Source organism: Streptacidiphilus sp. MAP12-20, from assembly GCF_041262525.1.
Classification (GTDB): Bacteria; Actinomycetota; Actinomycetes; order Streptomycetales; family Streptomycetaceae; genus Streptacidiphilus.
The window spans coordinates 153,249-166,076 of sequence record NZ_JBGCCK010000005.1; the positions used below are offsets into that span (position 1 = coordinate 153,249).

15 protein-coding genes and 2 tRNA genes are annotated in these 12,828 nt (G+C 69.4%); 5 read left to right on the top strand and 12 right to left on the bottom strand.

Annotation, left to right across the window (positions count from 1 at the left end; all coding sequences use genetic code 11):
• The first annotated feature begins 11 nt into the window (after window positions 1-11).
• The gene (locus tag ABIA32_RS08570) at window positions 12-935 is read left to right on the top strand and encodes a hypothetical protein (RefSeq protein WP_370093302.1); all 924 of its coding nucleotides are present in this window, start codon (window positions 12-14) and stop codon (window positions 933-935) included.
• Window positions 936-1,046: 111 nt separating this feature from the next.
• Window positions 1,047-1,817 (top strand): peptidylprolyl isomerase, encoded by a 771-nt coding sequence (locus ABIA32_RS08575; protein ID WP_370093304.1) that lies wholly within the window; start codon window positions 1,047-1,049, stop codon window positions 1,815-1,817.
• A gap of 49 nt (window positions 1,818-1,866) precedes the next feature.
• Here ABIA32_RS08575 and clpX read toward each other — a convergent pair whose 3' ends face one another.
• The 5 genes from clpX to ABIA32_RS08600 form a co-directional block, all read right to left on the bottom strand.
• Entirely contained in the window at window positions 1,867-3,150 is a 1,284-nt protein-coding gene (gene clpX, locus ABIA32_RS08580) for an ATP-dependent Clp protease ATP-binding subunit ClpX (RefSeq protein ID WP_370093305.1), read from the bottom strand.
• A 326-nt stretch (window positions 3,151-3,476) separates the two neighbouring features.
• A complete protein-coding gene (locus tag ABIA32_RS08585; protein ID WP_370093306.1) occupies window positions 3,477-4,139 on the bottom strand; it encodes an ATP-dependent Clp protease proteolytic subunit in 663 nt (220 codons plus the stop codon).
• A gap of 112 nt (window positions 4,140-4,251) precedes the next feature.
• Window positions 4,252-4,869, bottom strand: a complete 618-nt coding sequence (locus tag ABIA32_RS08590; RefSeq protein ID WP_370093508.1) for an ATP-dependent Clp protease proteolytic subunit — start codon at window positions 4,867-4,869, stop codon at window positions 4,252-4,254.
• A 263-nt stretch (window positions 4,870-5,132) separates the two neighbouring features.
• The gene (gene tig, locus ABIA32_RS08595; RefSeq protein WP_370093307.1) at window positions 5,133-6,530 is read right to left on the bottom strand and encodes a trigger factor; all 1,398 of its coding nucleotides are present in this window, start codon (window positions 6,528-6,530) and stop codon (window positions 5,133-5,135) included.
• A 277-nt stretch (window positions 6,531-6,807) separates the two neighbouring features.
• Window positions 6,808-6,884, bottom strand: a tRNA-Pro gene (locus tag ABIA32_RS08600).
• Between the two features lie 141 nt (window positions 6,885-7,025).
• On the opposite strand from ABIA32_RS08600, the gene ABIA32_RS08605 reads away from it, so the two are divergent.
• Window positions 7,026-7,099, top strand: a tRNA-Gly gene (locus tag ABIA32_RS08605).
• Window positions 7,100-7,289: 190 nt separating this feature from the next.
• Here the strand turns inward: ABIA32_RS08605 and ABIA32_RS08610 are convergent.
• The 4 genes from ABIA32_RS08610 to ABIA32_RS08625 are packed head-to-tail and all read right to left on the bottom strand — an operon-like array spanning window position 7,290 to window position 8,903.
• Entirely contained in the window at window positions 7,290-7,610 is a 321-nt protein-coding gene (locus tag ABIA32_RS08610; RefSeq protein ID WP_370093309.1) for a hypothetical protein, read from the bottom strand.
• Window positions 7,611-7,662: 52 nt separating this feature from the next.
• Window positions 7,663-7,884 (bottom strand): hypothetical protein, encoded by a 222-nt coding sequence (locus ABIA32_RS08615; RefSeq protein ID WP_370093312.1) that lies wholly within the window; start codon window positions 7,882-7,884, stop codon window positions 7,663-7,665.
• A 21-nt stretch (window positions 7,885-7,905) separates the two neighbouring features.
• Entirely contained in the window at window positions 7,906-8,343 is a 438-nt protein-coding gene (locus ABIA32_RS08620; protein ID WP_370093314.1) for an ASCH domain-containing protein, read from the bottom strand.
• A 59-nt stretch (window positions 8,344-8,402) separates the two neighbouring features.
• Entirely contained in the window at window positions 8,403-8,903 is a 501-nt protein-coding gene (locus ABIA32_RS08625) for a hemerythrin domain-containing protein (RefSeq protein WP_370093316.1), read from the bottom strand.
• Between the two features lie 187 nt (window positions 8,904-9,090).
• Here ABIA32_RS08625 and ABIA32_RS08630 point away from each other — a divergent pair, with 187 nt between their 5' ends.
• A complete protein-coding gene (locus ABIA32_RS08630; protein ID WP_370093317.1) occupies window positions 9,091-9,861 on the top strand; it encodes a cyclopropane-fatty-acyl-phospholipid synthase family protein in 771 nt (256 codons plus the stop codon).
• Here the strand turns inward: ABIA32_RS08630 and ABIA32_RS08635 are convergent.
• The gene (locus tag ABIA32_RS08635; protein ID WP_370093319.1) at window positions 9,845-10,144 is read right to left on the bottom strand and encodes a hypothetical protein; all 300 of its coding nucleotides are present in this window, start codon (window positions 10,142-10,144) and stop codon (window positions 9,845-9,847) included. The two genes, ABIA32_RS08630 and ABIA32_RS08635, sit on opposite strands and share 17 nt — an antisense overlap.
• Before the next feature lie 200 nt (window positions 10,145-10,344).
• On the opposite strand from ABIA32_RS08635, the gene ABIA32_RS08640 reads away from it, so the two are divergent.
• Complete coding sequence (locus ABIA32_RS08640) at window positions 10,345-11,160, top strand: DUF6348 family protein (RefSeq protein WP_370093321.1); 816 nt, start codon at window positions 10,345-10,347, stop codon at window positions 11,158-11,160.
• 21 nt (window positions 11,161-11,181) lie between these two features.
• Here ABIA32_RS08640 and ABIA32_RS08645 read toward each other — a convergent pair whose 3' ends face one another.
• Window positions 11,182-11,379, bottom strand: a complete 198-nt coding sequence (locus tag ABIA32_RS08645) for a hypothetical protein (RefSeq protein WP_370093322.1) — start codon at window positions 11,377-11,379, stop codon at window positions 11,182-11,184.
• A 245-nt stretch (window positions 11,380-11,624) separates the two neighbouring features.
• Complete coding sequence (locus ABIA32_RS08650; RefSeq protein ID WP_370093323.1) at window positions 11,625-12,785, bottom strand: PP2C family protein-serine/threonine phosphatase; 1,161 nt, start codon at window positions 12,783-12,785, stop codon at window positions 11,625-11,627.
• Window positions 12,786-12,828: the final 43 nt, after the last annotated feature.

A 12,828-nucleotide genomic window follows, 5' to 3' on the forward strand; every position in this document is an offset into this window, starting at 1 on the left:
TGATAATCGCCATGTCGATGAATCCGCCGCCGGGTGGCTACCCGCAGCAGGGCTCTCCCCAGCCCGAGTACCCGCAGCAGGGCTACCCCCAGCCGGGTCACCAGCAGCCGAGCGTGCCGCAGCAGCAGGGCTATCCGCAGCAGAGCTATCCGCAGCAGGGTTACCCCCAGCAGCCGGAGTACCAGCAGCCGGGCGGGTACGGCCAGCAGCCGGCGTACGGCCAGCAGCCCGGCGGGTACCAGCAGCCGGGGTACGAACAGCCCGGCTACGAACAGCAGCCCGGATATCAGCAGCCCGGCGTCCCGCCGATGGATCCGTCCGCGGCCTGGGGTTACGCACCACCGCCGCCGCGCAAGCGCAGCGGGCTGAAGATCGCGCTGATCTCGATCGGCGCCTTCGTACTCGTCGTCGGCGGGGTGATCGGCTACTTCGTCTATGACCAGACCTCCAAGATGGGCCTCTACCGGCTCGACGCCCCCGCCACCTTCAACGGCCTGGTGAAGGACGACAGCAACGCGGTCGTCCAGTCGATGCAGAGCAAGGGCTCCTCCGGGCTCGGCGCGGCCGGGGCGACGCCGGTGATCACCAGCTACTCCACAGCCGTCGGCGACAAGCTGCCGAAGATGCTGGTCGTCGGAGCCTACGGCGACCTGCTGGCGCCCAGCGTCCAGCTCGACGAGGGCTGGAAGTCGATCGGCAGCGGCGGCAACACCGTCACCGGGAAGGTCGACGAGAACGCGGGCCCGCTCGGCGGCTCCATGCAGTGCGCGATGGTGAACGAGAGCGGCGCATACTTCCCGACCTGCGCCTGGGCGGACAACAGCACCATGGCGATCATCATGGACACCGCGCACATACAGAGCAGCACCGGTGACCTCAACGCGCTCGCGGCGACCACGCTGCAGCTGCGTACCCAGATGGAGGTCAAGAAGTAGTACCGGCCGGGTCCGCCCGCCGCGCCTGTCACGTGCCCCGTCGTCCTACCGGTCACACTTGTGTGCTGACAACGGTAGGCAACGGGGCACGAACGTTTTGAGGAGCACAAGGTGAGCGAGGACCCGGGCGCGGCGCGGCGGGCGCGGATCGAGGCGCTGCGCGCCCAGGAGGCGGCCAAGGCACGGAAGCGGAAGATGCTGGCCTGGGGCGGTGGCGGAGTGGCGCTCGCCCTGATCGTCGGCGGTGTGCTGTGGGCGACGCTCGGCTCGTCCAGCAGTTCCTCCAGCGGCTCGTCCGCCGCGGCCTTCTGCGGCGACGTGGCCTCCGGCAGCCCCAACAACAAGCAGTGGCCCAACCCGCCTGCGATGAGCATCGACACCAAGTCGACGTACTCGGCGACGCTGAAGACCTCGTGCGGCGACGTCGGCATCAAGCTGGACGCGCAGCACGCGCCGCAGACCGTCAACAACTTCGTCTTCCTGGCGCAGCAGAACTACTTCGACCACACGAAGTGCCATCGGCTGACCACGAACGGGATCTACGTGCTGCAGTGCGGCGACCCGACGGCGACCGGCAGCGGCAGTCCCGGTTACAAGTTCAACGACGAGTATCTGAACGACCCGGCGATCAAGAACGGCATCTACCCGGCCGGCACCGTGGCGATGGCCAACTCCGGCGCGAACACCAATGGTTCGCAGTTCTTCCTGGTCTACAAGGCCAGCCAGCTCCCCCCCAACTACACGCCCTTCGGGACGATCACCTCGGGGCTGGACATCCTCGATCACATCGCCAAGGACGGCGACGACAGCTCGAACGGCCAGGGCGACGGCAAGCCCAACGACAACGTCGTCATCAACTCGGTCGCGGTGACCAAGCAATGAAAAGAGGGGGGTGCCGGGCTTTCGCCCGGCACCCCCCTCTTCGACCGCCTTACGCGCTCTTCTCGCGGCGCTCGCGCTGGCCGCGGATGTCGCGCGGGACCAAGGTCGGGTTCACGTGCTCCAGGACGACGTTCTCGTCGACGACCACGCGGGCGACGTCCTTGCGCGAGGGAACCTCGTACATCACGGACATCAGCACCTCCTCCATGATCGCGCGCAGGCCGCGCGCACCGGTGGAACGCTTGATCGCCTGGTCGGCGATGGCGTCCAGGGCCTCCGCCGTGAACTCCAGCTCGACGCCGTCCAGCTCGAACAGCCGCCGGTACTGCTTGACCAGCGCGTTCTTCGGCTCGGTGAGGATCTGCAGCAGTGCGTCCCGGTCCAGGTTGTGGACCGAGGTGATCACCGGCAGACGACCGATGAACTCGGGGATCATGCCGAACTTGACCAGGTCCTCCGGCATGACCTCGCGGAACATGTCGCTGGAGTCGATCTCGTGCTTGGAACGGATCTGGGCGCCGAAGCCGATGCCCTTCTTGCCCGCGCGGCCCTCGATGATCCGCTCCAGGCCGGAGAAGGCGCCGCCCACGATGAACAGCACGTTCGTCGTGTCGATCTGGATGAACTCCTGGTGCGGGTGCTTGCGCCCGCCCTGCGGCGGCACCGAGGCCGTGGTGCCCTCGAGGATCTTGAGCAGCGCCTGCTGCACGCCCTCGCCGGAGACATCGCGGGTGATCGACGGGTTCTCGCTCTTGCGGGCGACCTTGTCGATCTCGTCGATGTAGATGATCCCGGTCTCGGCCTTCTTGACGTCGTAGTCCGCCGCCTGGATCAGCTTGAGCAGGATGTTCTCGACGTCCTCGCCGACGTAGCCGGCCTCGGTCAGCGCCGTGGCGTCCGCGATGGCGAACGGCACGTTCAGCATCCGGGCCAGGGTCTGCGCCAGCAGCGTCTTGCCGGAGCCGGTGGGGCCGAGCAGCAGGATGTTGGACTTGGCGAGCTCGATGCCCTCGTCGCGGCCGTGCTTACCGTTCTCGCCGGCCTGGACGCGCTTGTAGTGGTTGTAGACCGCCACCGAAAGCGACTTCTTGGCGGTCTCCTGACCGACCACGTAGCCGTCGAGGAACTCGTAGATCTCGCGGGGCTTGGGCAGCTCCTCGAAGCGGACCTCCGAGGTCTCCGCCAGCTCCTCCTCGATGATCTCGTTGCACAGGTCGATGCACTCGTCGCAGATGTACACGCCGGGCCCGGCAATGAGCTTCTTCACCTGCTTCTGGCTCTTGCCACAGAACGAGCACTTGAGCAGGTCACCACCGTCACCGATGCGTGCCACGAGGTGCTTCCCCTTCGCCAAAGGCTCCCTGGGGGGCGGAGCCTGGTGCTTGGTATCCGACGGTACTCCGTCAGGACTGCCGATTCGCCGTCTTCGGCGGTCTTCCCGCTTCCGCCCTGGGCGAATATGCGAATCGGCCGGAACGATACGTCGGTACTGACGATGGTGCCAGGCGTCGCCCCCGGCTCCAAGAGCCGGGGGCGTTCTGACTGCGTGGTGCTGGTCTCAGGCACGCCCGCGCGCCTCGATCGCCTCGAGCGCGCCGGGAGCGTCCGGGACGCGCCTTCGGGTGCGCCTGGGGTGCGCCTGGGGTGCGCGGCGACCGCTCAGTCCAGCTGCGAGGTCTTGCGGGTGGAGATGATCTGGTCGATGAAGCCGTATTCGAGCGACTCCTCGGCCGTGAGGATCTTGTCGCGCTCGATGGCCTCGCTGATCTCCTGCTGGCTCTTGTGGGAGTGCTTGGCCAGCAGCTCCTCCAGCAGCTCACGCATGCGCTGGATCTCGTGGGCCTGGATCTCCAGGTCGGAAACCTGACCGCGGCCCGTCTCGGTGTAGGGCTGGTGGATCAGCACGCGGGCGTTGGGCAGCGCCATGCGCTTGCCCGGCGTGCCGGCGGCCAGCAGGACAGCCGCGGCGGACGCGGCCTGGCCCATGCAGACGGTCTGGATGTCGGGCTTGACGAACTGCATGGTGTCGTAGATCGCCGTCAGCGCGGTGAAGGAGCCACCGGGCGAGTTGATGTACATGGAGATGTCCCGGTCGGGGTCCATCGACTCCAGGCAGATCAGCTGCGCCATGATGTCGTTCGCGGAGGCGTCGTCGACCTGGGTGCCCAGGAAGATGATGCGCTCCTCGAAGAGCTTCGCGTACGGGTTGTACTCACGGAAGCCCTGGGAGGTGCGCTCCACGAAGGTGGGCAGGATGTAGCGGCCCTCGGCGCGCATGTTCTCCAGGCGCCCCTGCGCGCTGGACAGGCTGGGGATGTTCATCGGGATCTTCCGTCCTCCGGAACGAACGAACGTGGGTGTGGTCGGTGCTCGCGACGCAGCGGGCTCAGGCTGGAGCGGATCGCTCGGGCGGGGCCGCTTCAGGCAGGGCTGCTCAGGCGCCCGTGCCGCCGCCGCCGGGGACGTCCGCGGCGCTGTGCATGATGTTGTCGATGAGGCCGTACTCCTTGGCCTCCTGCGGCGTGAACCAGCGGTCGCGGTCGGAGTCGGCGGTGATCTGGTCCGTCGTCTGGCCGCTGTGCTGGCCGATCAGTTCGGCCATGCGGTGCTTGAGCCGTACCAGCTGCTGCGCCTGGATGCGGATGTCGGTGGCGGAGCCGCCGAGGCCGGCCGAGGGCTGGTGCATCAGGATCTCGGCGTTCGGCAGCGCGAAGCGCTTGCCCTTGGCGCCGGCGGTGAGCAGGAACTGGCCCATCGAGGCCGCCATGCCCATCGCGATGGTGACCACGTCGTTCTTGATGTACTGCATGGTGTCGTAGATCGCCATGCCGGCGGTGACCGAGCCGCCCGGGGAGTTGATGTAGAGGAAGATGTCCTTTTCCGGGTCGGCCGCGAGCAGCAGCAGCTGCGCGGTGATCCGGTTGGCGATGTCGTCGTCGACCTGCTGGCCGAGGAAGATGATGCGCTCGTTGAGCAGACGGTTGTAGACCTGGTCTCCCAGACCGCCGCCACCGATTTCGCCGGCGGCACGGGGAGTCACAAGACCGGGCATCGAGATCTGCGGAATCGTCACGTATCCACCTGCTCGTTGTTGACACGACGGCTGGTCGTCGAAGGCCGCCGTCACAGCGTTTCCACCGACCCTAACGCGCGGGCCTGGCCAGGCCATCCCTCACACCGACCTGTTCGCTTTGAGCGTCACGTGCACGGACGGTGCGCGATCGTCGCGCGGAACGGCGCAGGGCCCGGACCGCACGAAGCGGTCCGGGCCCTGCACTGATCAGACGCGTCCAGACGCGTTCAGACCCAGGAGGCTCAGGCCTCCTTGGTCTCCTCGGCCTCGGCCTCGGCGGCGGCCTCGACCGTCTCCGTGGTCTCGTCCTCGTCCTCGTCGTCCGCGAAGTCGACGACGTTGCCCTCGGTGTCGACGACCTTGGCGGCCTCGACGACGGCGGCGAGCGCCTTTCCACGGACGACCTCACCGACGAGCAGCGGCACCTGGCCACCCTCGACGACCTGCTGGGCGAACTGGTCCGGCGTCATGCCGGAGCCCGCGGCACGGCGCAGCAGGTGCTCGGTGAGCTCCTCCTGGGAGACGCTCAGCTCCTCCTTGGACGCGATGGCGTCCAGCACGAACTGGGTCTTGATGCCCTTCTTGGCCTGCTCGTCGAGCTCGGCGTCGAAGGACTCGGCGGTCTTGTCCTGCAGCTTCAGCCAGCCGTCGAGGTCCAGGCCCATCTGCGGGAGCTGGTGGTGCTCGAGGTTGTGCTTGCGGGTCTGGACCTCGTCCGCGAGCAGCTTCTCCGGGTACGGCATGTCGACGAGCTCGAGGAGCGCGTCAAGGACCTTCTCCTGGGCCTGGGTGGCCTGGTCGAACTCCTTCATGCGGGCGAGCCGCGTGCGGGAGTCGTCCTTCAGCTCGTCCAGGGTGTCGAACTCGCTGGCCATCTGGGCGAACTCGTCGTCCAGGGCGGGGAGCTCCTTCTCCTGCACCGCGGTGACGGTGACAGTGACCTCGGAGTCCTGGCCGGCGGCGCTGCCGCCCTTGAGCTCGGTGGTGAAGGTCGCGGTGCCGCCGGCCTCGAGGCCGATGACGGCCTCGTCGATGCCGTCGAGCAGGCGGCCGGAGCCGATCTCGTAGGTGACGCCGGTGGCGGTGCCGTCCTCGGGGACCTCACCGTCGACCTTGGCCTCGAGGTCGACCACGACGATGTCGCCCGCCGCGGCTGCACGCTCGACGGCGTTCACCGAGGCGAAGCGCTCGCGCAGCTGCTCGAGGCTCTTCTCGACGTCCTCGTCGGTGACCTCGATCGGGTCGACGGTCACCTCGATGCCGGCGAAGTCGGGGAGGGTGATCTCCGGACGGATGTCCACCTCAGCGGTGAACTTCAGGTCGCCACCGTCGGCGAGCGTCTCCACGCCCTCGATCTCGGTGATCTCGGGCTGGCCGAGGACGTCGATCTTGCCCTCTTCCACGGCCTGGCCGTAGAAGCGCGGAAGCGCGTCGTTGACGGCCTCCTCCAGCACGGCGCCGCGGCCGAAACGCTGGTCGATGACGCGAGCCGGGATCTTGCCCTTGCGGAAACCCGGAACCGTGACCTGCTGGTTGATCTTCTTGTACGCCGCGTCGAGGCTGGGCTTGAGCTCCTCGAAGGGCACCTCGACGGTGAGTCGAACCCGGGTCGGGTTCAGAGTCTCCACGGCGCTCTTCACGGTTGGGTCTCCTTGGGGGCTTTACGGTCGGTTGTCCGCCTCGGCCCGGTCTTCGGGCACGCGGCGAGACGGGTGATGCGTCCTGAGTGACTATCGCCCGCCGGGCAGGTGGATCCTTGGCCGCCTCCGCAGTCTCTGCGAAGGTACGTGCGCAGACGCCACCAGCGACCCATCCTACCGGTACCACAATCTGCCTTCGCCCCGTCGGGCGGACACGGCGTCTTTGCAGGTCAGAACCACACTGCTTGCGCCTTTTCGCGCTTTGGCCGCGCTTGGCTGGTCGGGGTGACCGGATTCGAACCGACGACCTTCCGCTCCCAAAGCGGACGCGCTACCAAACTGCGCCACACCCCGTTCGTCTGGCGAGACGTAGCGTACATGCTCCCCCGCGCCCACCCGAGCGATTTCCGCGCACGGACACCCAGCGACACCCGCAGCTCAAGCGGTGTGCATCCGCCGCCCCGCGTCCGCTACCCTGATCCCCGAACACCCCATGCGGGCGTAGCTCAATGGTAGAGCCCTAGTCTTCCAAACTAGCTACGCGGGTTCGATTCCCGTCGCCCGCTCCAAACGGCTCGGCCCCAGCTCAGCGACATGATCGCTGGGCTGGGGCCGATCTTCGTTCCGGGGGGTCACTCCCCCGGCGTGCCGTCTTCGGGCCGTCCGTGTGCTCGGCACAGGGCAGACCTGCTGGCCGCGCCTTGAGTGCGGGCGGGGGCGTCCGAGGACGTGCTGGTCGTCCCGCCGTGGCCTGACCCGCTACTGCCATACCTGCCTAGAGCCGACTCGCTGGCCCGCCTCCGCCTCGTAGGCGGTGAGTGCCAGGCCTTCCTCATGCCCGTCCACGACGTTGACCAACAGCGTGCTTCCTTCTTCGAAGCGCAGGGTGAACACCGGATCGAGGTCCATGAGAAGGCCGAAGACCTCCCGGTCGTCGTCGGACAGGGGAGGATCGAGGACCGCAGCAGACATCCAGTCGGCAGCAGTAACGCGGATCGTGGCCCGCGCGCCGAAAGTGCCCAAGCAGGTCGACCGATTGGCCCACCACTCAAGCGTCGCAATGCCCGCCCAACTGTCCATCGCCCCAGCATCGCGGACACATTGGCGACCAAGCATCCACAATCCTGTTTGGTCAGCCGGAGTTGCGGGGGTGGTGACGGGCGGTGCGTTCGTTGCCGCGGCGGTAGTTGCCGGTCCAGCGGGCCATGACCAACTGGGGGTTCTCCGTGCGGAGTTCGGCCAGGAACTGTTCCGCGCGGGCGCCGCGGAGTTGGGCGGCGAGGCGGCCGCGGTGGGTCACCACGACTGTGCCGTTGCCGCGCTCTTCGTAGCTGAAGCCCGATGCACCGGTCATGGATGAACCCTAACGGGAGCGTCAGCCGAGCCGGAGGTCGGCGACCAGGCGGAAGCGCTCCAGGACCAGCTGAGTCGTGTCGTCGACGGTGAAGGCCGGGTCGTCGAGGGCGGCGCGGACGTCGGCGCCGTGCCAGTAGGCCTCGTGGTCCGCGCGCCAGGCGGCGAGGGTGGTGTGGCCCTCGCCCTCGGCCACCGCGTGGGCCAGGTCGACATCGGCCAGGGCCGTCAGCCGGACGTCGGTGACCTCGATGATCCCGACCGGGCGGTCGTCGGAGTCGACCACCGCGAAGCGGTGACCCGGCTCGGGGAGGGGTTCGTGCTCGTGGGCGTAGTCCGCGACGAGGCCGGTCGTCGAAGTCTTCGAGCCGTCGAGGATCGCCGCGACGAGGCGGTCACGCAACGGGCCGGGGAAGGCGAAGGTGGCCTTGGGGAGGGCGTCCGGGTCCGTGTTCGTCATGAGCGGACCCTACGCGGCGGCGGGCGGCTCGCGCCGAGAGGACGGAAGGTCTACCCCGCTCAGGCGTGGTCCGTGCGGAGGAAGGCGGGCGGGGCGACGCGCCAGGCCGCAGGGGGCGGGACTTGGTCCAGGGCGGCGGCGATGCGGCGTTCCTCGTAGGTGAAGTGGGTCTCCATCAGCGCTGCCAGGCTGTCGAGTTCGGTGCGCAGGCTGCGGGAGCCGGGGTCGGGGTCGGTGAGGAGGGCTTCGAGGCGTTGGAGTGAGTCCTCGATGAGGCCGTGGTCGCGACGCAGTTCCGCCAGCACCTCCGCCAGTCGCGGGAACTCGGCCGCCAGGCGGGTGAAGGCGTCGGTGTCCTCACCGGAATGGTGGCGGGTCAGAGCCGCGCAGAAGGTCACGCACTGGATGCGGAGTTCGCGGGGGCGGAGCCGGTCGTCGGGGGCGGCGAGGTAGGCGTCGGCGTCGGCGCGGAGGGCGTCGAGCTGGTCGCGGAGCCAGTCGTGGACCTCGGCGAGCTGACGGCCGAAGGCCTGAAGGCGGGGTTCGGGGTGTGCGTCCATGGCGGGATGTCCCGGGGATTCGGCGCCTCCATGCCCCCGGCGGTCTGTCGGCCGGGTACACGCGACGCTGAGAGAAGACTCCATCATCACGGCCGGTGGGCAGTCAACCGAGGACTCAGCGGCGCGGCCGGCGAGCGCGGGGAAAAGGAATCGCGCCCGGCGCGCGCGTGGTGGCACGCTGCGCGTAATGAACCGCGAAGCGATCTCCGCCATCTCCCACGCCGATCACCCGATCAAGGCGCCCCTCGGCGACGAGTCCGTCCGGGCGCTGCTCGCACGCGCGCTACCGCGCGGTGACGAGCGACTGCTCGATCTCGGCTGCGGGAGCGCCGAGTGGCTGCTGCGGGCGCTGGAGGCGCACCCGGGCGCGCGGGCCGAGGGGGTCGACATCTCCACGACCGGGCTCGCGGAGGCCCGGGAGCGGGCCGAGGAGCGCGGCGTCGGCGAGCGGCTGGAGCTGCACCAGGTGCCGGCGGCCGACTTCAAGCCGGAGCAGCCGTTCGACGTCGTGCTGAGCGTGGGGGCCGTGCACGCCTTCGGTGGACTGCTGCCGACGGTGGAGGCGGCCGGGCAGCACCTCGCGCCCGGCGGGCGGATCCTCGTCGGTGACGGCTTCTGGCAGTCGGCCCCCAGCGCCGAGGCGATCGAGATGCTGGGCGACTCCGCTGACCTCCCCGGCACCCTGGAACTGCTCGCGGCGGCCGGCTGGACGACGGTCCACGGGCACGTCAGCACCCGCCGCGAGCTCGACGACTACGAGTGGGCCTGTTGGGGCAACGTCGCGTCCTGGGTGGTGGACCACCCCGAGGATCCGGACGCCGCCGAGCTGCTGGCCTTCTCCTCGGAGCGGTTCCGCGAGTGGACCCGGCTGTACCGGGACTGCTGGGGCTTCGTGACGCTGATCCTCCGCCGCACCCCGGAGGCGCTCACCCCAGAGGCGCTCAAGCCGCGCCCGTGACGCCCGGGGCGACGAAGCGGCGGTGCAGCGGGGAGAAGCGGACCTCGGGCTGGCCCTGGATGCCGGCTTCCTGAACGCCCGGCGTCAGCTCTTCTTCGAGAAAACGGCCGAAGTGGGCCTCCGACTCCCACACGTCGGTGACGTGGAGCGCGCCGTCCTCGAACCAGGCGACGTGGATCGAGCCGCCGGCGGGCGCCAGCTCCTCCCAGCGGACACGGTCGCGGACGGCGTTGTACTGGGCGGGCGTGACACCGGCCCAGAGCATGGACATGACGACGGCCATGGGGTTCTCCTCGGCTCTGTATGTGCATGGCAAGTCCCCCACTCCGACGCTACGACGTGCCGCCCGTTCCCGCCCGACGGCGCATGCCGGTCGAACGGGGGCGCGGAGGCGTGCGGGAGGGGCGCGTCCGCGCGCGGTACGCTCGGCGCGGCTTCACCGGAGTGTGCGGGTCAGGCCTGGGCACGAGTGGAGGCGGACGAGTGCGACCGGAGCAGCGGCTGGACGTGATACGGCGCAGCGTGGTGCGGGAAATGGCCGCGCTGGGGCGGGAGTTCCACGTCGAGGACGGGGTCGTCCGCGGACCGGGGCGGACCGCCGTCGCCGTTCGCGAGCACCGGGAGAAGGGCGCTGACGCCGGTGCCGCGCCCCACCTTGATCTGGGCTACGCGCTGCGGCTGGGCGACGGGGAGGGTCCGGTCGTCTGGGACTGCGTCAGCGGTCTCGGCCGGACCGAGGAGCAGCGGATGGAGAACGGCGTCCGGATGTGGCGCACCACCACCGCCTCCGCCGTCGTCGAACTTCTGGAGCAGCGCGGGCTGCACGGCGACGTCTACCCGCCCGGGGCCGCCGCCGGGGTGCCCGGCTGGCACACGGTGCAGGGGCCCGCCTGCGTCTTCGGTTTCCGGAATGGCCCGCTCAGTGAGTGGGTCACCGACCATCATCTGCTGCCGAGCGTGGCTGAACACGTCCTGCCCAGGCTGGACGGGCGGTCGCTGCACGGGGTGCGGTTCTTCTTCGGCGGGCGCGCCGACGACGAGGTGGCCGAGGTTCGGGTGAACGGCGAGCCGGTGCCGGCCGCGTCCGCCGCGCTGCGAGCGCTGGGCTGGCCGCGGGGCGAGCACCTCGCGTGGGGGCGCTGCTTCCTGTTGTTGACGCGCGCCCCGGAGGCGCTGCGGGACGCCGAAGCAACCGCTGGACTACGGGACCGCGAAGGAGGCGGTGACGGCGACCGGGGCCCGTCGCCGACTCAGCCCTCCGCGCCCACCGGACTGCTGCGCAAGCTGCTCAACGTCTGACGTCGGCTGACCTCCGGGGAGTCAGTGCGTGATCTGGTTCACCGTGGTGGCGATCTGGGTCAGGAAGGTCTGGATCGGCGCCGCCGCCGAGGTCTTGGCGAGAAAGAACCCGAAGAGGACGGCCAGCAACGTGTATCCGAGTTTGATGCTCTTGTTGCGGATGAAGACGACGAGCAGGATTCCCAACAGGACAACAGCGGAGATGGAGAAGGTTGTCACGGGCCCCACTTCCTCGATCGAGCGTGACGACGGGTACGTCTACGTCTGAGGGACGCCCGGCAGCCGAGAACACGCACCGTGATCACGGCACCACCCCCAGCTCACGCTCGCCCGCATAGTCAGTCTCTCCGGATCAAGGCGCTCCGTAAAGCACTTCCGGCCCACACCCACCCCGGGAGTGCACAATCAGCCGAGATTGTCCGAAGATCGTGTGACGGATGGTACAAGTGCGGCTGGCGATAAGGCTATTCGCGCCAGAGCAGGAGCAGCGCACGGTCGTCCATCCGGTCCTTGGCCACTGTCTCGATCAGCCGCCAGGCCGAGCCCGCGAAAGCCGTACCCATCAACCGGTCGGCCTCGCCCATGAGTCGATCCATGCCCTCGGTCAGGTCTTGTCCTGGCGCCTCGACCATGCCGTCGGTGCAGAGCATCAGCACGTCACCGCGGGCCAGCACCCCGCGGACGCCCTCGAACTTCGCACCGTCGTAGATGCCCAGCAGAGGGCCCTCGGCCTCCTTCATCTCCCAGCGCCCGGTGCCGTTGCAGCGCTGCATGCCGGGTAGATGGCCGGCCGACAGCAGCTCGTACTCCCCCGTGTCCAGGTCGAGCACGAGGTGGACGGCGCTGGCGAAGCCCTCCTCCCATCCCTGCCGCAGCAGGTAGCCGTTGGCCGCGGGGAGGAAGTCGTGCGGCGGCAGCGAGCCGAGCAGGCCGCCGAACGCGCCGGAGAGCAGCAGGGCGCGCGAGCCGGCGTCCATGCCCTTGCCGGAGACGTCCGCGAGCACCGTCTCCAGCACCCGCTTGCCGCCGCCGGTGCGGGAGGCGACGACGAAGTCGCCCGAGAAGGACTGGCCGCCGGCCGGTCGCAGCGCCATCTCCGCGTGCCAGCCGCCCGGCAGCGAGGGGATCCTGCTCTGCACCTTGAGCCGCTCGCGCAGGTCGAAGAGCATCGAGCCGCCGCGCCGCCACGGCACGCCGACGCGGTTGCGGAACTGCGCCAGCACCAGCCCGACCGCTCCCACCGCGCCCACCACCAGCACGCACCCAGGGGTCACCCGGCCGGGGTCGCCGCCGGAGTAGGGGCCGAGCAGCACGGACTCGGTCGCGAGCGCGAAGGCCGAGGCGGCGTAGAGCAGGACGAGGCTGCTGGGCCGCAGCAGCAGCGCACCGGAGATCACCGGCAGCACCAGCGCGGTGGGCGGGCACCAGACCGGGGTCAGTACGGTGGCCACGGTCATCAGCGGGACGATCAGCAGCAGCGCGACGAAGGCGATCCAGTCGGCGCCGTCGCCACGGAAGTAGTCGACGGCCGCTCGGCGCACCCGACGCCAGGCCCGGCGCTGCGCCCTGCGCAGCCGAGCCGTACGGGTGTCGTCCGGGTGCCCCCCGGCCTCGCGACGTGCCATTCCGGCAGACCCTATCGAGCGCGGCCGGGGCACGTCGATGCGT